The following is a 21,530-nucleotide window of genomic DNA, read 5'->3' as shown; positions in this document are numbered from 1 at the left end:
TTCATCCATATCGCGCCAGACCCGCAGGCATCCAGAGGTGGCGCGTTCCGGTCACACACCCGTGACGTATCTCTACGGCACGGTGAACGTGTCGACCGCCACGTCGAAGTACTCCTTGGTCTCCCGCGCCTTCCCGATCGGACCCGAAATCCATACGTCGTACAGCCGGCCGTCCTCCTCCCAGCACACGTCGTAGGTGTGCCGGGCGCCCTCGGCCGCGCTGAAGCCGTCCCAGGTGAACTCCCGGAACGCGGCGGGCTGTCCACGGTGGGTGACCGAGGTGACCCGGCCGTCACGGTAACCGGGATTGGTCTCCGGGCCCTTGGCGGCCGCGCGCCGCATCACGCCCAGCGGGCCACCGGGTTGGGGGTCGGTCACCTTGATGCCGAGCCGGAAGGTCTCCCCGGACGACAGGTAGAAGACCCGCTCCCCCTGCGGCTCACGGGTGAACCCGTCGGGTACGGCGAGCGCGAACCCGGCGGGGTCCTCGGCGACGCGGTAGCCGGAGGGGGCGGAGGGCAGGGCCGCGGTGGGTGCGGGCGCCGCCGTGGTGGCGGAGCCGCTCACGGGCGTCCCGGGCGCCGAACTGCCCGCCGTCCCGGACGCCGAACCACCGGGCGTCCCGGGCGCCGAAGTGCCCGCCGTCGTACGGCCGTCCCGCCCGCCCCAGTCCGTCGACAGCACCGCCGCCGACAACCCCGCTCCCACCATCACGGCGACCAGCAGCGCCGCCGTGAGCACGCCCCGCCCCGACCGCACCGGCGCCATGAGCCCGCCGCTCCTCGACCGCTCCGGCGCCGGGGAACGCCGTAGCGGAAGATCCCGCTGGGTCGGCGTGTACTCCCGCTCGGGGGCTGGGCGCGGCGGCGTGCGGCCCGTCTCCAGGAAGGCCCGCAGCATCCGCTCCGCCTCCACCGCGCCCAGCCGCCGCTCGGGATCCCGCTCCAGCAGACCCCGTACGACCGGAAGGAGCGGTCCTGCCTGTGCGGGCGGCCGGATCTCGTCGATGACGACGGCGTGCACGGTGCCGCCCAACGAGTCGCGGCGAAACGGCGATTCCCCACTCAGCGCCGCACAGAGCAGCGCACCCACCGACCACAGGTCGCACTCGGGTCCGGTCCGGACGCCGGTCATCCGCTCGGGGGCGGTGTACTCGGGCGAACCGACGAAGGACCCGCTTTCGGTGAGCGTGGTGGCGCCTGCGACTTGAGCGATACCGAAGTCAGTGAGGACGACCCGGCCGGTGCCGGACTCGATGAGGACGTTCGCCGGCTTGATGTCGCGGTGCAAAACCCTGGCCGCGTGGGCGGTGTGCAACGCGCTCAGCAGGTCGCCGCCGATCCGGGCGGCCTCGGCGGCGTCGACCGGGCCGTTCGCCGCGAGACGGTCGGCGAGGGAGCCTCCGTCGATCAACTCCATGACCATGTAGGGGCGTTCGTCGTGCTCGATGACATCGTGGACGACGATGATGTTCGGGTGGCGCAACTGCACGACCGCACGCGCCTCCCGCAGGGTGCGCTCACGCTGCCACCTGGCCTCTTCCGCGGAGAACGTCTCGTCCAGGGGAAGCGCCTTGACCGCCACACCGCGCCCGAGCAACTGGTCCGTGGCCCGCCATACGACGCCCATGCCACCATGACCGAGCTTCGCTTCGAGACGGTAACGCCCCGCGATCACAAGGAAGTTGGCCCCCTCGGTCCCCATGCGCCTCATCATGCCGCAACGGACGGACGCCTTCCGGGGCGGTGACCGGCCAAGTATGCCTCCGCCCCGGGACAGCAGGTGCACACTCCAGAGAACTCAGGCCCAGGCGCGCGGACCGTGCTGGACCGGCTCGACACGGCCACTGCAATGGCGCGGCGCCGCAACGCCCGCCGCCGTTCGGTCGGTTCGTCGGCATGCGTGACCAGTCGGGCCGGGCGGCCAGAGACGATCATTTTTGGCCAAGCCTGTTTTTACGCAAACACGAAGCGGGGCAAATTGCCGTGAGATACGTTTCATACCGGGCAAATGGGATGGCTGGAATCATACTGTCACGTGGATCATGAAACCCTTATGTTGACCTTATGGGAAACACATTTAGACGCCTTTCCGTCACGAGTGTCGCTGCGGTGGCAATATTTGCCACGACCACAGTGACCAATGCCAGCGCGGCGAGTGGCGGAGCCGCGTGCTCGGTGACTGGCGCCTCGGGAAGCCTCACGTTCACCAACTGGACAGCCCGCCATGTGGATATCAGCGGTTGGGTCAAGGACACCGCCGCCGATGGCCACCACGTGGCCATACGGCTCTTTTCCGTGGATGCCGGCACTTCATGGGTAACGGATTGGCCCTGGCATTCCGAATATCGCGGAAACGGGGCGACCACCTCCTTCTCCACCTACGCGTCGCCCTCCGGCGACGATCTCGACATCATCGGCGCGGAGGTGGCGGTAATGGAAGGGGATAAAATAGTTCGTTCCTGCTCCGACTCTGCCTGAGCCCTCGCACGACAACCCGCTGGTCCTGTGATTCAGACAGGTGGCAACGGGGACGGAATCGATGCAGACGATGAAGGCGACGTTGACCGACCTCCGATACCCAGGAATAATCGGGAAGCGCTATGGGTTGACCTCGAATCATTGACTTTTCGGCCCACCCGAATTCCGGATGGGCCGAAACGCGACCGCTCTCCGAGAATCACCCCGCAAATAGCCCTTCGGCATCGCCGGTGACACTGCCACGCCCTTCTCTTTGCCACTCTCCCAGCCGACCGGCAGCGGCCCCACGAACGGGCCGAGGCCACGACGACCACCGCGCCGAGCCCGAACAGTGTCTTGCGATCGAGCCGGGTGCCGCCTTTTGACGCCCCCTCCACCGAAGCCACAGCCGCAGCCGCGAGTTGAAGACGGACTGCAGGTTCAACCGGGGTGTTGCCGCGGCGGAATGGCGGGACGCCCTTCATAGCCCCGTACTGCACCACGCCGAGCGACCGGGGATCAGAGGCAGGACCGGCCCCTTCCTCAACACCTGCTCCAGGGCGGTGAAAACGACCACGCCGACAGCGGAACCTTCTGTTCCACTCGGATCAACCCTCCTGGAAGCCCCGCAGGATCCAGTCGAACTGCTTTCTGGTGGTAGGCCAGTCGTCGGCCGGCGAAGCCGCGTAGATGGCGTACTCGGTGCCGTCACTGTTCATGTACCCGACGTCGATCGCACGGTAGGGCCCCGGGAAGTAGTGCGGCGGGTCTTTGGCCAGTGCGTTCCACGTGTACTCCCAACGGACGCCCGGCAGGTCGCGGAACAGCTCCTCCTTGAGGCTCAACTGCTTGTAATGCTGCAGCTTTGAGACCCGCTGTTCCAAGTTGCTCATGTGCTCGTAAGCGGTGCTGAAGTCCGGCGCGGTGTCGACGGCAATCCGCACGAGGTGCTTGCCCTTGTCGGGCGAGTAGTCGACCTGCTGAAGGCCGTCCTGGTCGATGGAGACGGACCGCTTCCACCCCTTGGGCAAGGAGACACTGAACCCCACCGGGTCGTTGCGCCGCTCCCAACCGGCCGGAACCCCACCCGTGGCCGGGCTCGGCGTGGGGCTGGGCGAGGTGCTCGACGAGGCCTGGGTGCCGCCCGTGTTCCGCCCCTCGTCCCACTTCTGCAGCGCGACCGCGGTCCCGGCGCTGACGACCGCGGCGAGCGCGACCACGAGCGCGACGGAACGGAGCCGACGGCGCCTGGGCGGGGCCGCCGGGGCCATGCCGGCGTGGTGCGGCGGACCGACGACCGTGGGGGTGGGGACCTGCCCGTAGGGGGCGCCGGAGTGGTACGTCGGACCCGGGCCCGAGGAGTACGACGGTCCGGAGCCCGAGGAGTACGACGGTCCCGTGGCCGAGGAGTACGACGGCCCCGTGGCCGAGGGATACGACGGCCCCGCGGCTGAGGGGTGCGGCGTTCCGCCGACCGGTGTGCCCGTGGTCGGTGTGCCGAGCCCACTGTGGGACCCGCTGTGCGCCCCCGGCTCATGGCGGGAACCCACATGTTGCGTCGGCGCATACGCCTGTGCCGCGCTCGGCCGCCGTCCCTCCGCCGCCTCGGCGAGCATCTGCTCGGCCTCGGCCGCCTCGGGCCGCACGGCGGGATCCTTGTGCAGCAGGGCGGCGATGACGGGCCCGAGCGGGCCGGCGTGGCGCGGCTCGGCGGGTTCCTCGTCCACGACGGCCTGCATGGTGGTCAGCGGGGTCGTACGGCGGAACGGCGAGCGTCCCTCGACCGCGGTGTACAGCGTGGCGCCCAGCGCCCACAGGTCGGCGGACGGGCCGGGGTCGGCGCCGCGCACCCGCTCGGGGGCGAGGTAGTCGACCGAGCCGACGACCTCTCCGGTGCGGGTGATGGTGGTGTCGCCCTCGATCTGGGCGATGCCGAAGTCGGTGAGCAGGACGCGGCCGTCCTGCGCGAGAAGGACGTTGCCGGGCTTGATGTCCCGGTGCAGCACCCCGGCGGAGTGCGCGGCACGCAGGGCGCGCAGCACCCACAGCCCGATCCGGGCCGCCTCGCGCGCCTCGATACGGCCGTCCTCCTTGACGGCGTCCGCCAGCGAACGGCCCTCGACCAGCTCCATCACGATCCAGGGCCGGCCGTCGTGGTCGAGCACGTCGTGCACGGTGACGACGGCAGAGTGGTTGATCCGGGCGGCCGCGCGCGCCTCGGCGCGGGTCCGGGCGAGCAGCACGGCCTGGTCGCTCTCGGAAACGTAGAGCGCGGCGGTCAACTCCTTGATCGCCACAGCCCGGTGCAGCACCTCATCATGGGCACGCCAGACCCGGCCCATGCCGCCCTTGCCTATCGGGTCGGCGAGCCGGTAACGCCCCGCGAGGAGCAGGCCCTGCATCTGATTCACGTTTCCCCGCAATGTTCTTGACGCAGTCAGACTAAGGACCGGCCCGCGCCGAGGGGAACCAGGGGGGCGTCAAGGAGACCTCACTGTGACGGTTGTCGCTTCCGCGAAGTACGACTCAACCTGTGCCGCCGGTACGGCGTCCGTCGGCGCCGTTCGGCCGGTGCCTTCGGATCGGTGCCTTCAGCCGGTCACCTGGTAGGTGGCCGACGCCTGCTCGTACAGCCGGGTCACCTCGTCCCGCTCCGCCTCCGGGCCGCGTACCTGCACGACGTGGTACTTGCCGCCGATCAGGATCGCGACATTGCGCACGTACAGCTCGCGCCCGTCGTCGCCGGTCCAGGTGAACTGCCCCTCGGCCATGCTCCGCGTGCCCACCTGGATCGACTTCAGCCCGGTGGCGGTGGCCCAGCTGGAGTCGCGGTACGGCTGGAGCTCTGGCTCCTTCTCCCGCTGGTAGACCATGGGATCGCTGCCGTTCGCGGCCGCGGTGTCCCGCCCGGGGACGACGATCAGCTCGAAGTTGCCCTGCGAGTAGACCACCTGGCCCCGGCCGTTCCTCGGGGTGCGCTCCCAGCCGCCCGCCACCGCGACCTTGAAGCCCTCGGGGTCCGTGCGCAGGGTGAAGCCGTCAGCGACCTCGGGCCCGGCGGTCTGGGTCTCGGCGGCCCCGCTGGACTGCGACGGCTCGGGAGTCGTCTGCTCGGGCCGCGGTTCACTGCTGGTCGTCGGGGACTGCGCGGGACCGGCCTGGCTGGTGGAACCGGTCTTCTGTGCGGCGCCCTCGTCGTCGGGGTCCGCCTTCGGCATGAAGTACATGGCGTACGCGATCGCCGCGGCCATCACCAGCAGGATGATCAGCAGCAGATTGCGGCCCAGGCGGCGCGGCGAGGATACGGCCTCCTCCCGGGCCCGCTTGTGCCGTCCGTGCGTCGCGGGCAGCCCGGCGCGCCGCCTGCGCACCAACTCGCCCCGGCGCCGCACGATCGGCAGCCGGCTCGTGTCCACCGGGGGCACGGCGACGACATGGGCGCCGGCCTCCGGCTCGGGCGCGGACCGCACCAGCGACCGCAGCCAGCCGCGCAGTTCCTCGAAGTCCAGCCGCTCGGTCGGGTCCTGCCGCAGCAGCGACTCCACGACCGGCCTGAGCGGTCCGCACTCCTCCGCGAAGGCGGGCGGCTCGGCGCACACCAGCTGCACCAGCTCGGCCGTCGACTCCTCGGGATAGGGCGCATGCCCCTGGACGGCCCGGAACAGCAGCGCCCCGAGAGCCCACAGATCGGTCGCGGGCCCGATGGGCGCGGCCAGCTGCCAGTTCTCATGCACCGGCCCGGCCTGCTCCGGCGCCCAGCGCTCGGTGACGGGCCCCACCACGGCCATCCGGGCCTGCCGCGCCCGCTCGGCGGCGAGCGCGGTGGCAGGGCCACGGCGGGCGGGGGCATCGGCAGGGGGGAGGTCCTCCCAGCGGGCGGGCGCCGACGCCTGGTCAACGGCAGGCACGGCGTCAGGAGCGGGAACGCCACCCACGGGCGCCGCACCCCCGCCGCGCGGCACGGCACCGTGCCAGGGAGCCGGGCGCGCTCCGTACGGATCGGCGATCTGCCCCGGAGCCCCGGCCCCGGGCACCTGCTCGATGCCGTTCGCCGCCGGATGCGGGGACTGTGCAGCGCCGTTGGCCGAGGGATACGGCGGCTGCGTCACGCCGTTCCCGGACGGATACGGCGGCTGCGTCACGCCGTTCCCGGACGGATACGGCGGCTGCTGCACACCATCCGCCGACGGATACGGCGGCTGCGCCACCCCGTTGGCCTGTACGGCGGGGTCGGCGGCGGGCGTTCGTGCGGCGGGGTCGGCCTCCGGTGCCGGGCGGGCTCCGGGCAGGGCGGTCCTGCTGTTCTGCGCCTCCTGGACCCGGGCCGCGGCCCGTGCCCCCGCGCGATACGCGGCGATCGCGCCGGCCCGCGCCGCGCGGATGTCCGTACCGCCATCGGGCTCCCTGCGGACGAGCTCGGCCGAAGCCCCGGACCCGTTCGCCGCCTCCACCCCGGCGCTGGGCAGCCCACGGGCCTCTCGCGCCTCGATCGCGGCCCGCCTGGCGGCCTCGGGATCGCCCCCACCGAAGGTGACCGCACCACCGGGGCCCGGCCCGGCGCTCCGTGCGTCCAGCCCGAAGGCCGCACCGCCGCCGTTTCCGAGAGCCGTACGAGCGCCGGGCGCCCCGGCACCACCACTCCTGCCCGCAGCGCCGAACCCACCGGCCGGACCGGTCGAATGGCCGGGAACCCCGTATCCACCAGGTCCGCCACGCCCGTCGGCGCCACCGAGCCCACCACCCGGGCCCGCGGCAGACTCACGCGGTCCCGCACCCGCACGTCCGCCGCCCGGACCGGCATCCGCCCCGGCCCGGTGCTCCCCGCCTCCTTCGCCCCAATCGCCCGCCTCGACCGGCACCGGGTCGTACCCGCACAGTGCCTCCTCGGCCGCGCCGACCGCGAGGCCGGTCAGCATGACCCGGCCGTCGTCGCAGACGAGCACCGTACGGGCGGTGATGTTGCGGTGCACCCAGCCGTGCGCGTGCAGCACCCGCAGCGCCATGAGCACGTCCGAGGCGACCTCGGCCGCCCGGTACGGTGTCAGCGGCTTCTCGGCGAGCAGCGCCGCGAGCGGCCGCGCGGGCACCAACTCGCTGACGACCCACAGCGAACCGCCCTCGGCGAACACGTCGAAGACCTGGTCGAGCCGTGGATGGTCGGGGATCCGGGCGGCGGCCTGCGCGGCCTCGACGGCCCGCCGCACGGCGGGCTCCGTGGGCCGGCGGGTACCGCCCCGCCCCGAAGCCCGCCGCGCACCCCGGGAGTCTCGGGCCGTGAACCCGTCGGGCAGCCCCTCCGCGTCGAGCACCTCCGCCTCGACGACCTCGGGCAACGGCACCTGCCTGACCAGGACTTCCTGCCCGCTGTAGGTGTCGAAGGCGCGCGTCTCGGTGAGTTCGTACTCGTCGGATGGAGGCAGCGGCAGGCGGTAGCGGTCGGCGAGCACCCGACCCGCATAGTCGTCCACGTTGCCTCCCCCGGCCGCCCGGTTGGTCAATTCCGTTCGCCTTGCGGCCCGTTGCCTACCCATACCTGGGTGCGGACGGTCCACAAACACTCACGATACGTGCCGGAGGCAACCCGCAAAGAGGGGATTCCAGATCTCAGGGTCCAAACACCTGACCGCTTACCGCAGAGCGCGTCACGACTTCGGTTCGAAGGTACGAGCGAGCGTGTGCCATGTGTCCTTGCGCAGCTCAGTGCCCCAGTTCGCGGCTTTCGCGGTGTACATCAACGCATATCCGAGATGGCCGTTCACGACGAATCCACGGTCGATCGTCCGGTACTTCGTCCCGCTCTCCACATAGGTGAACTCCCAGTCGGCCGCGTTCCAGCCCTGGTAGCCCACCTTCTCTATTCGGATCTTGGTGTACTGCGAGCGGCGCATGCCCTGTTCCTGGTTCTCCCAGTCCGCCACCGGGTCGTCCTTGGGCGTGGTGGTCCAGGCGACGAGCAGCTTCTGCCCGTCGGGCCCGGTGAACCGGTCGCCCGCGGTACTGCTGGTCTGGAACTTCCACCCCTCCGGCAGCCCGATCGAGTACCCCTGACTCCCCTTGTGCGTCGAGGTCACCGCACCGTCGTCGGCGGAACCCCCCGAACCGGAGGACCCTTCCGAACTCCGGCCGCTCTCCTCGGTACTCGGCGTGTTCCCGGCCCCCGCACCGGCCTCCGGCGAGGCGGACCCTGTAGTGGCCCCGTCGCTCCGGGTGCCCCCGCTCTCGTCCTCCTTCGTGTCGGCACTGGCACTCGCGCCCGCCGTCACCTTGGAGCCGCCGCCCTTCGCCCCGTCGTTGTCGTCCCCGCCGAGCGTGAGGGCCAGCACGGTACCGATGACCGCGAGGGCCACGACCACCGCGATGATCACCAGAGTCCGCCGCGGCACCACATCGGTCAGCGGCGCCCTGGGCACCGGCCTCGGCGCCAGGTCCGGCGGTGGCGTCATCACGGGCCATCCCGAACTCCGCCCGTCCGAGACCGCGTTGGATTGCTGTGTCTTCCCGTCCCGGACCCCGGCCACGGCACTCGAAGCCGACGTCGAAGCCGACCCTGACGGCGCGCTCGCCGTGCCCTTCCCTCGAGACGCAGAAGGAGCCGAGGTGGCCGGAGAGGTCGAGGCAGCGGGAGAGGCCGAGGCAGCCGGAGCCGCCTCGGAAGCCTGGGTCGGTACCTTTCCGCCACCCGAACCCGCGGTATCGCTCCCGGACTTGGCGCGCGTCGCGGACGCGGACGTCGCCACGGCCCCGGCGGCCTTGCGCACGGAACGCAGCGCCCCGCGCAGTCCCTCCCCGCCCGCACGCTCCTGCGGCTGCGCCGGCAACGGCACCACCCGGGTCGCGTCCGCCGCGGGCTCCGGCTCGGCCGGCTTCGGCTCGGGCGCGTGGATCACCGCGGTGAGCATGGCCCGGGCACGGCCGTCGTCGATCCGCTGGGCGGGGTCCTTGGTGAGCAGGCCGTAGATGACGTCCTTGAGCGGTCCCGCGTTCTTCGGCTCCTCCAGCGGCTCGGTCATCACCGCCGTGAGCGTCGCGATCGCGGACCCCTTGTCGTAGGGCGGGGCGCCCTCGACCGCCGCGTACAGCAGCCCTCCGAGCGACCACAGGTCGGCCGCGGGTCCCGGCTTGTGCCCACGGGCCCGCTCCGGGGAGATGTAGGAGGGGGCGCCGACGAGCATGCCGGTGGAGGTGATGGACGGGTCGCCCTCGACCTGGGCGATGCCGAAGTCGGTGAGCACGACCCGGCCGTCCTCGGAGATCAGCACGTTGGACGGCTTCACGTCCCGGTGCAGGATGCCCTCGCGGTGCGCGGACCTGAGCACGTCGAGTACCGCGAGGCCCACCTCCGCCGCGCGCTTCGGCTCCAGCAGGCCGTCCTCCCGGATGACCTCGGCGAGCGACTTGCCCTCGACGAGCTCCATCACGATCCAGGGCCGGTCGTCCTCGTCGACCACGTCGTACACGGTCACCGCGCTGGTGTTGCGGATCCGCGCGATCGCCTTGGCCTCACGCAGCGTGCGTGTGATCAGCCGGCGCTTCTCGTCCTCGTCGATGCTGGACGGGAACCGCAGTTCCTTGACGGCCACCGTCCTGCCCAGGGTCTCGTCCTCGGCGCGCCACACCGTGCCCATGCCTCCGCGGCCGAGAACTCCTCCCAGCCGGTACCGCCCGGCGAGGAGACGGTCGTTCTCGTCCTGCCGGGATGCTCCCGCCCGCTCCGCGTCCGACATGCGTCCCCTCATGAACCCGCCCTGACAGAGCCTCCATTGTCCCTCACCCGACAAGTGCCCGACGCCCAGGGTGCCCCTGGCTCCGCCTCGCCCGCGGCACGGCCCGGCGATGTCGGCCCAGAGACCCCGCCGGCCCGCGGCACCCCTCGGCCCACGGCTCCCGCCCGCCTGGGCCGAGGACGCGTGCCAGGCGTGGCAGGGGGAATGGGACGACAGGCCTCAGGGCCTCCCGCACGCCGTGCGGCGGCGACGGTGTGGGGGCACAACGGCCGCATCACCGGCAGCGTGGGCGCCGTGGCGCAGGAGCCGGCCCCCTCGGTGGCCACCCGCGCCCGACACCAGGCACTCGTCCGCCGGACACGCCCCAGGTCAATCTCGTCCTCGACGTGAGCGGCTCGATGCGGACGGCGGACATCGACGGCGGCACCCGGTGACCGGCACACCTGCTGGACGGGGAGCGGCCGTTGCTGCCCGCCGCCCCGATACCGGCCTGGTCGACGAGTGAGACCAGCGCGGCCCGCGCTTTCGTTCCAGCTACGTGCGCACCGGAGACACGGTCGGCGGACGTCGCGTCCTCACCTTCCGCGTGAACACGGCGTCGATGGCAGACCCCGGCCTCGAACCGGCCCTGCTCGCCGCCGAGTTCTGCCCCCGCACCCAGGAGAACGACCGGGTTCCGAACGAAGATCCCAGCTCGCGACACTCGTTCGAGTGATGCGCGGACCAGTGCCACTCGGTCGAGCCGCAGCCGAACCCACCCCGGGTCTTCAGAGTGGCGCGATGTCCGGCGCCCCCAACCGCGCCGCGTCCGCGGTCAGGTCGTCCGGCTGCCGCTGCGACTCGCGCTCCGCCTCCACCCGCTTCTCGTAGTGCTCGACCTCGCGCTCGATCTGGTCCTTGTTCCAGCCGAGCACCGGCGCCATCAACTCGGCGGCCTCGCGGGCGGAGCGCACACCCCGGTCGAAGGTCTCGATGGAGATACGGGTGCGCCGGGTCAGCACGTCGTCCAGGTGCCGCGCGCCCTCGTGGGAGGCGGCGTAGACGACCTCGGCGCGCAGATAGTCGTCGGCGGCCTGAAGCGGCTCGCCCAGCGTGGCGTCCGAGGCGATGAGGTCGAGGACCTCCTCGGCAAGGGCGCCATACCGATTCAGCAGATGCTCCACGCGGACGACATGAAGCCCGGTGCGCGCCGCGATCCGCGCCCGCGCGTTCCACAGCGCCCGGTAGCCCTCGGCGCCCAGCAACGGCACGTCCTCCGTGACACATTCGGCGACCCGGGTGTCGAGTCCGTGCACCGCCTCGTCGACGGCGTCCTTGGCCATCACCCGGTAGGTCGTGTACTTGCCGCCCGCCACCACGACGAGTCCCGGCACCGGATGCGCCACGGTGTGCTCACGCGAGAGCTTGCTGGTGGCGTCCGACTCCCCGGCGAGCAGGGGCCTGAGGCCCGCGTACACGCCCTGGACGTCGTCCCGGGTCAGCGGCACCGCGAGCACCGAGTTCACGTGCTCCAGCAGGTAGTCGATGTCCGCGCTGGAGGCGGCCGGGTGGGCTTTGTCGAGGTCCCAGTCGGTGTCGGTGGTGCCGATGATCCAGTGCCGGCCCCAGGGAATGACGAAGAGCACGGACTTCTCGGTGCGCAGGATCAGCCCGGTCGAGGAGTGGATGCGGTCTTTGGGCACGACGAGGTGGATGCCCTTGGAGGCGCGGACGTGGAACTGTCCCCGCTCGCCGACCATCGCCTGGGTGTCGTCGGTCCACACCCCGGTCGCGTTGACCACCTGCTTGGCGCGGATCTCGTACTCCCCGCCCGCCTCGACGTCCTGCACCCGGGCCCCGACCACGCGCTCGCCCTCGCGCAGGAACCCGGTCACCCGGGCGCGGTTGGCGGTCTTGGCACCGTAGGCGGTCGCCGTGCGCACGAGGGTGGCCACGAAGCGAGCGTCGTCCATCTGGGCGTCGTAGTACTGAAGTGCCCCGACCAGCGCGTCCTTCCTCAGGGCGGGCGCCACGCGCAGGGCGTGACGGTGGCTCAGGTGCCGGTGCGTGGGCAGACCCCGACCGTGCCCGCGGGCCATCGACATGGCGTCGTAGAGCGCGACGCCCGAGCCGGCGTACAGGCGCTCCCAGCCCTTGTGCTGCAAGGGGTACAGGAAGGGCACGGGCTTCACGAGATGCGGGGCGAGCCGCTCGAGGAGCAGTCCGCGCTCTTTCAACGCCTCGCGTACGAGGGGGAAGTCGAGCATCTCGAGATAGCGCAGACCGCCGTGAATCAGCTTGCTGGAGCGGCTGGAGGTGCCCGACGCCCAGTCACGCGCCTCGACCAGTCCCACGGACAGGCCCCGGGTCACCGCGTCGAGCGCGGTACCCGCACCGACCACGCCGGCTCCCACCACCAGGATGTCCAGTTCGCGCTCGGCCATTGATGCGAGTGACTCGGCACGCTGTGCCGGCCCCAGTGTCGCTGTCCTCACCACTGCCTCCCGCTGTCGATCGCGCTGGTCTCCCACGTACCCGCCCGTGCCCAAAGTCTGACCGGCTTGCCCGACTTCGGCCACCAGTCGCCCTCAGCCTGTGGACAACTTTCACCGCCGCGTACCCCGCAGGCCGCTCAGGCTCACAACCCCGCAGGAAGACACACGGAATCAATGACGTATTTCGGTCATATTTACTCCTAGTGTGACATTGCGCTCGCTCGTCCAGTCCACAGGGCTTGCGCACCTGTCCCGCTTCGGTTACTGGGAAGGACGGCCCACGCCATGCCCGCAGATCTCGCCGTGATCGGACTCGGCCCCTACGGACTGCCCCTGGCCCAGGCCGCTGTCGCCGCCGGTATCTCCACCCTCGGCTACCGCACCGGCCCCGAGGCCGGCTCCCTCAGCCCCGCAGAACTGCGCCGGATGCTCTCGGGGGGCTTCCGGACGGCCGCGGGGCCGGCCGAACTCGGCCGCGTCCGTACGGCGGTCATCTGCGCACCGACCCCGCCGGCCCCGGACGGCGGCCTGGACCTGAGCCAGGTGGAGGGGGCCGCCCGCACGCTGAGCACGCACCTGCGCCCGCACACGACCGTCATCCTGGAGTCCCCCGTGCCCCCGGGCACCACCGAGGAGTTCCTGCGCCCCCTCCTGGAGAAGGGCTCGGGTCTGCGTGCGGGCCGCGACTTCCACCTCGCCTACTCCCCCAGCCGCGTGGACCCGGGCAACCGCGACTTCACGCCCGCCAACACCCCCAAGGTGATCGGCGGCCTCACGCCCGCGTGCACGGAGTCGGCCGCCGCCTTCTACTCGCGCCTCACCGACAAGGTGGTACGCGCGCGTGGCCCGCGAGAGGCGGAGACGGTTCAGCTCCTGGAGACCAACTTCCGGCACGTCAACATCGCCCTCGTCAACGAGATGGCCGTCCTCTGCCACGATCTCGGCGTCGACCTCTGGGACGTCATCCGCTGCGCGGAGACCAAGCCGTTCGGCTTCCAGGCCTTCCGCCCCGGCCCGGGCGTCGGCGGTCACGCGGTCCCGCGCGACCTGACCGGCGGCAGCCCCGGCGGCGGCCGCACCCTGCGCATGGTCGAACTCGCCCGGCAGGTCAACGACCAGATGCCCCGGTACGTCGTCCAGCGCGCCGCCGCTCTCCTCAACGAGCACGGCAAGTCCGCGCGGGGTGCCCGCGTCCTCCTGCTGGGCGTCACCTACAAGCCCGACCTCGCCGACCAGCAGGGCACCCCCGCTCAGGAGGTCGCCGTACGCCTGATGGAACTCGGCGCCGCCGTCAGCTACCACGACCCCCACATCCCGTCCTGGAGCGTCCTGGACCGGCCGGTCCCGCGCGCGGACTCCCTCTACGAGGCGGCGGCCGACGCGGACCTGACGATCCTGCTCCAGCAGCACCGGACGTACGACCTCCAGGGCCTGTCGGTGAAGGCGCAGCTGCTGCTGGACACGCGGGGGGCCACACCTACGGGGGCGGCGCACAGGTTGTGAAGGGGGCGCGTGGGCGCGACGGGCTCCGGGGCCGGTGGCATGCGGGGCGCGGCACGGGTACCTTACGGAGACAGGTGGAGCCCACCGCAGGGGCCACTGTGGCAGGCTCCTGGATGGTTCACGGAGTGTCCGCCCCTATGTCTTCTGGGGGCGGCCGCTCACCATCCGAAAATCCGCAAGATCCACCTCCTCCGGCACTTCACCGTCCACAGACGGATCCGGTCCCAGCGGGTGGGCTTACGGTGGCGACCCATCGGCGCCCCCTTCCACAGCACCGCCCAGTGGCCTGGTAGACGGTCCGTCGGACATCGGGCCAGGCCCCGAGGAGCGGGGTCTGGAACTACATCCTTGGAAGGGGGCGCTCCGGAAGACCGGGGCGCCGACACGGACGTTATCGCCCTCGGCCCGGCTGACCAGCCAGTTCCCGCCCTGAACGCAACCGCGCGCCCCGGCGCCACCCCACGCGCCGTCCCTCGCGAAGCCCCGGGGCACGCGAAAGGGCCGGCCACCCCACCCGGGGTGACCGGCCCTTCAGGCGTCGTAGGACCTACCGCTTGTGCTGCGAGTCGGCCACCGTGACCTCGACCCGCTGGAACTCCTTCAGCTCGCTGTACCCGGTCGTGGCCATGGCCCGCCGCAGCGCCCCGAAGAAGTTCATGGAGCCGTCGGGAATGTGCGAGGGGCCCGCCAGTACCTCCTCGATCGTGCCGACCGTGCCGAGGTCGACCTTCTTGCCGCGCGGCAGCTCCTCGTTGACGGCCTCCATGCCCCAGTGGTGGCCGCGGCCGGGCGCGTCCGTGGCACGGGCCAGCGGGGAGCCCATCATCACGGCGTCCGCGCCACAGGCGATCGCCTTGGGCAGGTCGCCGGACCAGCCCACACCACCGTCGGCGATGACGTGCACGTACCGGCCGCCGGACTCGTCCATGTAGTCACGCCGGGCCGCGGCCACGTCGGCCACCGCGGTCGCCATCGGGACCTGGATGCCCAGCACGTTGCGCGTGGTGTGCGCCGCGCCGCCGCCGAAGCCGACCAGGACGCCCGCCGCGCCGGTGCGCATCAGGTGCAGGGCAGCGGTGTAGGTGGCGCAGCCGCCGACGATCACCGGGACGTCGAGTTCGTAGATGAACTGCTTCAGGTTCAGCGGCTCGTGCGAACCGGAGACGTGCTCCGCCGAGACCGTCGTGCCGCGGATGACGAAGATGTCCACGCCCGCGTCCACCACTGCCTTGGAGAACTGCGCCGTGCGCTGCGGGGAGAGCGCGGCCGCGGTGACCACGCCCGAGTCGCGCACCTCCTTGATGCGCTGCCCGATCAGCTCCTCCTTGATGGGAGCGGCGTAGATCTCCTGAAGGCGGCGGGTCGCGGCGTCCACGTCCAGCCCGGCGATCTCGTCGAGCAGCGGCTGCGGGTCCTCGTACCGGGTCCACAGGCCTTCGAGGTTCAGGACGCCCAGGCCGCCGAGCTCGCCGATGCGGATCGCGGTGGCCGGGGAGACGACCGAGTCCATGGGGGCGGCCAGGAAGGGCAGCTCGAAGCGGTAGGCGTCGATCTGCCAGGCGATCGAGACCTCCTTCGGGTCGCGCGTACGGCGGCTGGGGACGACGGCGATGTCGTCGAAGGCGTACGCCCGGCGGCCGCGCTTGCCGCGCCCGATCTCGATCTCAGTCACGTGTGTGGCCTTTCCCTGATGCGTTCAGCGTCTTCCAGTATCGCCGACGGGTACGACAAGGGCGGCCCCGGATGCTCCGGGACCGCCCTCACGCGCGCGTAGAGACTACTTACGGCTGTAGTTCGGCGCTTCGACCGTCATCTGGATGTCGTGCGGGTGGCTCTCCTTGAGGCCCGCGGAGGTGATCCGCACGAAGCGGCCCTTGGACTCCATCTCGTCGATGGTGGCCGCGCCCACGTAGCCCATGGTCTGACGCAGCCCGCCGACGAGCTGGTGCAGGACGCTGGACAGCGGGCCGCGGTAGGGCACCTGGCCCTCGATGCCCTCGGGCACGAGCTTGTCGTCGGCGGCGACCTCGGCCTGGAAGTAGCGGTCCTTCGAGTACGACTTGCCCTGTCCCCGGGACTGCATGGCACCGAGTGAGCCCATGCCGCGGTACGACTTGAACTGCTTGCCGTTGATGAACTGCAACTCGCCGGGCGACTCCTCGCAGCCCGCGAGCAGCGAGCCCAGCATCACGGTGTCGGCGCCGGCGGCGAGCGCCTTGCCGATGTCGCCGGAGTACTGCAGGCCGCCGTCGCCGATGAGCGGGATGCCCGCCGGGCGGGCGGCGAGGGAGGCCTCGTAGATGGCGGTGACCTGCGGGACGCCGATTCCGGCGACCACGCGCGTGGTACAGATGGAGCCCGGTCCGACACCGACCTTGATGCCGTCGACACCGGCGTCGATCAGCGCCTGGGCGCCGTCACGGGTGGCGACGTTGCCGCCGATCACATCGACGCCGACGCTCGACTTGATCTTCGCCATCCAGCTGAGGGCGTTGCTGTTGTGGCCGTGCGAGGTGTCCACGACCAGGAAGTCCACACCGGCCTCGGCGAGCGCCTGGGCCCGCTCCAGGGCCTCCGGGCTGGCGCCGACGGCGGCACCGACGAGGAGGCGGCCTTCGGAGTCCTTGGCGGCGTTGGGGTACTTCTCCGCCTTGACGAAGTCCTTGACGGTGATCAGGCCCTTGAGGACACCGGAGTCGTCGACGAGCGGCAGCTTCTCGATCTTGTGCTTGCGCAGCAGGTCCATGGCGTCGGTGCCGGAGATGCCGACCTGGCCGGTGACCAGCGGCATCGGCGTCATGACCTCGCGCACCTGGCGGCTGCGGTCCGACTCGAAGGCCATGTCACGGTTGGTGACGATGCCGAGGAGCTTGCCGGCCGCGTCGGTGACCGGGACACCGCTGATGCGGAACTTGGCGCACAGGGCGTCGGCCTCGGCGAGGGTCGCCTCCGGGTGCACGGTGATCGGGTCGGTGACCATGCCGGACTCGGACCGCTTCACCAGGTCGACCTGGTTGACCTGGTCCTCGACGGAGAGGTTGCGGTGCAGCACACCGACGCCACCGAGGCGGGCCATCGCGATGGCCATGCGGGACTCGGTCACCTTGTCCATGGCCGCCGAGAGCAGCGGGATGTTGACCCGGACGTTGCGGGAGATGCGGGACGAGGTGTCGACCGCGTTCGGGAGCACCGCGGACGCTCCCGGCAGCAGCAGCACGTCGTCGTAGGTCAGCCCGAGCGTCGCGAATTTGTCGGGCACTCCGTCGACGTTTGCAGTCATGACACCTTCCCCAAATGGCCTTGATCGGTGCGGATGTCCATGCTAACGGGAAGCAAGGGCGTCACATTCCACGGATTCCACGGTCCGGACCCGCTCCGGGCCTCGTATGCCCGTACGGAAGCGGCGCGCCGCCCGTTCAGGAGCGCGCCCTACTGCTCGGCCAGCGCCCGCAACCTGCTCAGCGCCCGGTGCTGCGCCACGCGGACCGCACCGGGTGACATTCCCAACATCTGACCCGTCTCCTCTGCCGTCAACCCCACGGCGATCCGCAGCAGGAGCAGCTCGCGCTGGTTCTCGGGGAGGTTGGCCAGCAGTTTCTTGGCCCATTCGGCGTCGCTGCTGAGCAGCGCCCGCTCCTCGGGGCCGAGCGAGTCGTCGGGCCGCTCCGGCATCTCGTCGGACGGCACCGCCGTCGAACCGGGGTGGCGCATGGCCGCGCGCTGCAGGTCGGCGACCTTGTGCGCGGCGATGGCGAAGACGAACGCCTCGAAGGGGCGTCCGGTGTCGCGGTAGCGCGGCAGGGCGAGGAGGACGGCTACACAGACCTCCTGCGCGAGGTCCTCCACGAAGTGCCGGGCGTCACCCGGGAGACGGGACAGCCGGGTGCGGCAGTAGCGCAGGGCCAGCGGGTGAACGTGGGCGAGCAGGTCGTGCGTGGCCTGCTCGTCTCCTTCCACGGCACTGTGGACGAGCGCACCGATCGCTCCATGGGGATGAGCCGCCTCGTCGTCGCGCATCGGTCCATGGTGCCTTGGCGTCGTTGGATCCGTGGCATCGCGCTGGTTGTTGTGCACCGAAGCGTTATGAGCAGGTGCGCCGGAACCCATACCCTGCGCCCTCCCCTTCCGCTCGACCGACTCGTCCCCGAGAGACTCCACATCTCAAGGATGCGGCATCCGCGCCGAAACAGGCAGCGGGCGCCGGAGGGACTGCCCGGCCGACCCCGCAACCGCGCCCCTTCAGGGGCGCGGGGCTGCATCTGTCTGCGGCTACGCCGCGTGGGCGCGATCAGCCGCCAACGACCGGCGGCTGCACTACGGCGAGGCGCTCAACGAACCAGGCCCCAACGAAACCCGAGCGCGACAGCGTGCGCCCGGTCCGAAGCGCCGAGCTTCTTGAACAGCCGCCGGGCATGCGTCTTGACGGTGTCCTCGGAGAGAAAGAGCTCACGCCCGATCTCCGCGTTGGAGCGACCGTGACTCATGCCTTCGAGCACCTGAATCTCACGCGCGGTGAGAGTGGGCGCCGCGCCCATCTCCGCCGACCGCAGGCGACGCGGGGCGAGCCGCCAGGTCGGGTCGGCGAGCGCCTGCGTCACCGTGGCGCGCAACTCCGCACGTGAGGCGTCCTTGTGGAGGTAGCCCCGGGCACCCGCGGCCACCGCGAGAGCGACCCCGTCGAGGTCCTCCGCGACCGTGAGCATGATGATGCGCGCACCGGGGTCCGCGGACAGCAGCCGCCGTACGGTCTCGACGCCGCCCAGACCGGGCATGCGTACGTCCATCAGAATCAGGTCCGAACGGTCCGCGCCCCAGCGGCGGAGGACTTCCTCGCCGTTGGCCGCGGTCGTCACGCGCTCGACGCCGGGCACGGTCGCGACCGCGCGGCGGAGCGCCTCTCGGGCAAGCGGGGAGTCGTCGCAGACGAGGACGGATGTCATGGCCGTCCTCCGCAGCTGATGCACGTCACCTTGAGCCTCCAGGCTGGTACGAAATCGTCACCTGTGCGGTCGACCGACTCGGACGCCTGTCCGAGCGTTTGTGTTTTCAACCGCCTCCGCACTCTCAACGACGGTCACCCGAAAGAGTTACGGGGCTGCGCACTGTCTTCGGCACTCTACGTGAGGGCGCGGACACGGTGCAGACATGCGCGGCGGACCCGCAACGTTTCATCACAACCCATGCCCCATTCAGACCCTTTTCTTCCCATTCTCTGGTGTCTGAGGCTAGATTCGCAATGAGTCATATTTTCATCTCCTTAGATCGTAGATGTACGGTCGTGGACACCGTATCCGCCCAGAACGGCTACAAGGGGTCACGCAATGGCAGATTTCTCCCGCCTTCCCGGACCGAACGCGGACCTGTGGGACTGGCAGCTCCTGGCCGCCTGCCGCGGGGTGGACAGCTCGCTCTTCTTCCATCCGGAGGGCGAGCGCGGTGCGGCCCGGAGCGCTCGCGAGAACTCGGCCAAAGAGGTCTGCATGAGGTGCCCGGTGCGCGCGCAATGCGCGGCGCACGCGCTCGCAGTGAGAGAGCCGTACGGCGTGTGGGGCGGGCTGACCGAGGACGAGCGCGAGGAGCTCATGGGGCGGGCGCGGCACCGGCTGGTGTCCGCGTCGTCCGTGGGGAGCGACGCATCGAACAATTGAAGGAACGTTTTTTCTGGAAGGGCACGCGCGCGTGCCCTTCATTCTTTTCTGCCTACCGGTCGGCCGCGCGCGCCAGTTGCTCCAGCGTCGCCGCCACCGCCGGCACCTGGGCCAGATCGGGCAGCGTGAGCGCGACGATCTCCCGCCGGACCGCCGGTTCCAGCGTCACCGTCCGCGCGCCTCGTGGCCGTACGGACTCGACCGCGAGCTGGGGCAGGACGGCGACGCCGAGCCCCGCACCGACCAGGCCGACGACCGCCGGGTAGTCGTCGGTCGCGAAGTCGATGCGGGGCGTGAAGCCGGCGCCCTCGCACACCTCGACCAACTGGCCGCGGCAGCGCGGACACCCGGCGATCCACGACTCCCCGGCGAGCTCCCCGATGGACACGGACCCCGCGCGCGCGAGCCGGTGCCGCTCGGGTACGAGGGCGACGAGCCGGTCGGTCAGCAGGGGCCGTACGACGAGGTCGTCCCACTCGTCCCCGCCCCCGGACCCCTCGTACCGGAAGGCGAGCGCGATGTCGCAGTCGCCCTCCCGCAACAGGCCGACGGACTGCGGGGGTTCGGCCTCCTCCAGAAAGACGCGGGTGCCGGGGTGGGCGGCGCGCAGGGCGGCGAGGGCGGTGGGAACCAGGGTGGAACTGCCGCTGGGGAAGGAGACGAGCCGGACGCGCCCGGCCCGCAGGCCGGCGATGGCGGCGACCTCCTCCTCCGCCGCCGTCAGCCCCGCCAGGATGCCGGCGGCATGCCGCACCAGCGCCTGGCCCGCCTGCGTCAGCCGCATCTCGCGTCCGCTGCGGATGAGCAACGGCGTGCCCACGGACGTCTCCAGGGCCTTCATCTGCTGGCTGACGGCGGGCTGCGTGCAGCCCAGTTCACGCCCCGCGGCGGAGAAGGAGCCGGTCGCCGCGACGGCACGCAGCACACGGAGATGTCGGGCCTCGATCACCTCTCGAGGATAAGCCCTGCTTTGGTACGGCGCCGAATAATGCATGGCGTCTTTGGGTCCTGGTCCCCTACCGTGCCGCCATGGAGCTTCTGTCGGTGAATCTGGGCCGCGCCAAGGCCGTTGCGTACACGGACAACCCGGAGGGCGTCACCGGTATCGACAAGCGGCCGGTCGACGGACCCGTGCGGGTGGCCGCGCCCGGCCCCAAGGGCATCGGCGGGAGCGGGCTCGCCGGGGACGCGGTGTGCAAGAAACAGCACCACGGCGGCGACGACCAGGCCGTGTACGCCATGGCGCGCGAGGACCTGGACGCATGGGAGGGCGAACTGAACCGCTCGTTGCCCAACGGCGCCTTCGGCGAGAACCTCACGACGCGGGGCATCGACGTCTCCGGCGCACTGATCGGTGAGCGCTGGCGCATCGGGTCCGAGGTGGTGCTCGAGGTCACGAGCGCGCGCATCCCGTGCGGCACCTTCCAGGGCCACATGGACGAGAAGCGGTGGGTGAAGCGGTTCACGCAGAAGGGTGCGCCCGGGGCGTATCTGCGGGTGATCCGGCCGGGCGAGATCCGGACCGGGGACCCGGTCGAGATCGTGCACCGGCCGGACCACGACGTGACGGTCGCCCTGGCGTTCCGGGCGATGACCACCGAACGGCCGCTCCAGCCACGGCTGCTGGCAGCGGGGGAGGCACTCCATCCCGAGCTGCGGAAGTGGGCGCTCGAGTACGTGGAGAAGCACGGCGCCTGACGGCGTCCTCCGCAAGCGGACGCT

At 71.1% G+C, this 21,530-nt stretch carries 14 protein-coding genes and 1 pseudogene; 5 read left to right on the top strand and 10 right to left on the bottom strand.

What is annotated here, in order from left to right; genetic code table 11:
• Positions 1-72: 72 nt before the first annotated feature.
• A complete protein-coding gene (locus tag QF027_RS29780; RefSeq protein ID WP_307078140.1) occupies positions 73-1,704 on the bottom strand; it encodes a serine/threonine-protein kinase in 1,632 nt (543 codons plus the stop codon).
• A gap of 431 nt (positions 1,705-2,135) precedes the next feature.
• On the opposite strand from QF027_RS29780, the gene QF027_RS29775 reads away from it, so the two are divergent.
• Positions 2,136-2,480, top strand: a complete 345-nt coding sequence (locus QF027_RS29775) for a hypothetical protein (protein WP_306977399.1) — start codon at positions 2,136-2,138, stop codon at positions 2,478-2,480.
• 587 nt (positions 2,481-3,067) lie between these two features.
• On the opposite strand, the gene QF027_RS29770 is transcribed toward QF027_RS29775, so the two are convergent.
• From QF027_RS29770 to QF027_RS29760, 3 genes are all read right to left on the bottom strand, one after another.
• Complete coding sequence (locus QF027_RS29770) at positions 3,068-4,861, bottom strand: serine/threonine-protein kinase (protein WP_307082532.1); 1,794 nt, start codon at positions 4,859-4,861, stop codon at positions 3,068-3,070.
• Positions 4,862-5,050: 189 nt separating this feature from the next.
• Complete coding sequence (locus tag QF027_RS29765; protein WP_373432437.1) at positions 5,051-7,927, bottom strand: protein kinase; 2,877 nt, start codon at positions 7,925-7,927, stop codon at positions 5,051-5,053.
• Between the two features lie 174 nt (positions 7,928-8,101).
• Positions 8,102-10,183: a serine/threonine-protein kinase gene (locus QF027_RS29760; protein WP_306977404.1), complete on the bottom strand. Its 2,082-nt coding sequence runs from the start codon at positions 10,181-10,183 to the stop codon at positions 8,102-8,104.
• Between the two features lie 520 nt (positions 10,184-10,703).
• Here QF027_RS29760 and QF027_RS29755 point away from each other — a divergent pair.
• Positions 10,704-10,898: pseudogene (locus QF027_RS29755) on the top strand (serine hydrolase); the annotation flags it as partial.
• A 52-nt stretch (positions 10,899-10,950) separates the two neighbouring features.
• On the opposite strand, the gene QF027_RS29750 reads toward QF027_RS29755, so the two are convergent.
• Positions 10,951-12,657: a glycerol-3-phosphate dehydrogenase/oxidase gene (locus QF027_RS29750; RefSeq protein WP_306977405.1), complete on the bottom strand. Its 1,707-nt coding sequence runs from the start codon at positions 12,655-12,657 to the stop codon at positions 10,951-10,953.
• 285 nt (positions 12,658-12,942) lie between these two features.
• Between QF027_RS29750 and QF027_RS29745 the strand changes: the two genes are divergently transcribed.
• On the top strand, positions 12,943-14,160 hold the full coding sequence (locus QF027_RS29745; RefSeq protein ID WP_306977406.1) for a nucleotide sugar dehydrogenase: 1,218 nt from the start codon (positions 12,943-12,945) through the stop codon (positions 14,158-14,160).
• Between the two features lie 547 nt (positions 14,161-14,707).
• Here QF027_RS29745 and QF027_RS29740 read toward each other — a convergent pair.
• The 4 genes from QF027_RS29740 to QF027_RS29725 all read right to left on the bottom strand — a co-directional run bounded on the left by QF027_RS29740 (position 14,708) and on the right by QF027_RS29725 (position 19,100).
• Positions 14,708-15,832 carry a GuaB3 family IMP dehydrogenase-related protein gene (locus QF027_RS29740; RefSeq protein ID WP_062047598.1) on the bottom strand — a complete coding sequence of 375 codons (1,125 nt, stop codon included), beginning with the start codon at positions 15,830-15,832 and terminating at the stop codon, positions 14,708-14,710.
• A gap of 105 nt (positions 15,833-15,937) precedes the next feature.
• Positions 15,938-17,440 carry an IMP dehydrogenase gene (guaB, locus tag QF027_RS29735; protein ID WP_306977407.1) on the bottom strand — a complete coding sequence of 501 codons (1,503 nt, stop codon included), beginning with the start codon at positions 17,438-17,440 and terminating at the stop codon, positions 15,938-15,940.
• A gap of 149 nt (positions 17,441-17,589) precedes the next feature.
• On the bottom strand, positions 17,590-18,177 hold the full coding sequence (locus QF027_RS29730) for a sigma-70 family RNA polymerase sigma factor (protein ID WP_007384137.1): 588 nt from the start codon (positions 18,175-18,177) through the stop codon (positions 17,590-17,592).
• Positions 18,178-18,488: 311 nt separating this feature from the next.
• A complete protein-coding gene (locus QF027_RS29725) occupies positions 18,489-19,100 on the bottom strand; it encodes a response regulator transcription factor (RefSeq protein WP_003948568.1) in 612 nt (203 codons plus the stop codon).
• 381 nt (positions 19,101-19,481) lie between these two features.
• Between QF027_RS29725 and QF027_RS29720 the strand changes: the two genes are divergently transcribed.
• Positions 19,482-19,808, top strand: coding sequence for a WhiB family transcriptional regulator (locus QF027_RS29720; protein ID WP_306977410.1), 327 nt, complete (start codon positions 19,482-19,484; stop codon positions 19,806-19,808).
• Between the two features lie 52 nt (positions 19,809-19,860).
• Here the strand turns inward: QF027_RS29720 and QF027_RS29715 are convergent, their stop codons facing one another.
• Positions 19,861-20,757 carry a LysR family transcriptional regulator gene (locus QF027_RS29715; protein WP_307078136.1) on the bottom strand — a complete coding sequence of 299 codons (897 nt, stop codon included), beginning with the start codon at positions 20,755-20,757 and terminating at the stop codon, positions 19,861-19,863.
• Positions 20,758-20,837: 80 nt separating this feature from the next.
• Here QF027_RS29715 and QF027_RS29710 point away from each other — a divergent pair, with 80 nt between their 5' ends.
• Positions 20,838-21,506 (top strand): MOSC domain-containing protein, encoded by a 669-nt coding sequence (locus tag QF027_RS29710; protein ID WP_306977414.1) that lies wholly within the window; start codon positions 20,838-20,840, stop codon positions 21,504-21,506.
• Positions 21,507-21,530 lie beyond the last annotated feature (24 nt).

The sequence above is a fragment of the Streptomyces canus genome, assembly GCF_030816965.1.
GTDB lineage: Bacteria > Actinomycetota > Actinomycetes > Streptomycetales > Streptomycetaceae > Streptomyces > Streptomyces canus_E.
This window is presented reverse-complemented; position numbering and strand designations above follow the sequence as displayed.

Bases quoted from the DNA above. Each gene is read 5' to 3' on its own strand.
- QF027_RS29725 (WP_003948568.1), bottom strand. From the start codon at position 19,100: ATGACATCCGTCCTCGTCTGCGACGACTCCCCGCTTGCCCGAGAGGCG.
- guaB (WP_306977407.1), bottom strand. From the start codon at position 17,440: ATGACTGCAAACGTCGACGGAGTGCCCGACAAATTCGCGACGCTCGGG.
- QF027_RS29780 (WP_307078140.1), bottom strand. From the start codon at position 1,704: ATGGGGACCGAGGGGGCCAACTTCCTTGTGATCGCGGGGCGTTACCGT.
- QF027_RS29745 (WP_306977406.1), top strand. From the start codon at position 12,943: ATGCCCGCAGATCTCGCCGTGATCGGACTCGGCCCCTACGGACTGCCC.
- QF027_RS29720 (WP_306977410.1), top strand. From the start codon at position 19,482: ATGGCAGATTTCTCCCGCCTTCCCGGACCGAACGCGGACCTGTGGGAC.
- QF027_RS29760 (WP_306977404.1), bottom strand. From the start codon at position 10,183: ATGTCGGACGCGGAGCGGGCGGGAGCATCCCGGCAGGACGAGAACGAC.
- QF027_RS29770 (WP_307082532.1), bottom strand. From the start codon at position 4,861: ATGCAGGGCCTGCTCCTCGCGGGGCGTTACCGGCTCGCCGACCCGATA.
- QF027_RS29710 (WP_306977414.1), top strand. From the start codon at position 20,838: ATGGAGCTTCTGTCGGTGAATCTGGGCCGCGCCAAGGCCGTTGCGTAC.
- QF027_RS29730 (WP_007384137.1), bottom strand. From the start codon at position 18,177: ATGCGCGACGACGAGGCGGCTCATCCCCATGGAGCGATCGGTGCGCTC.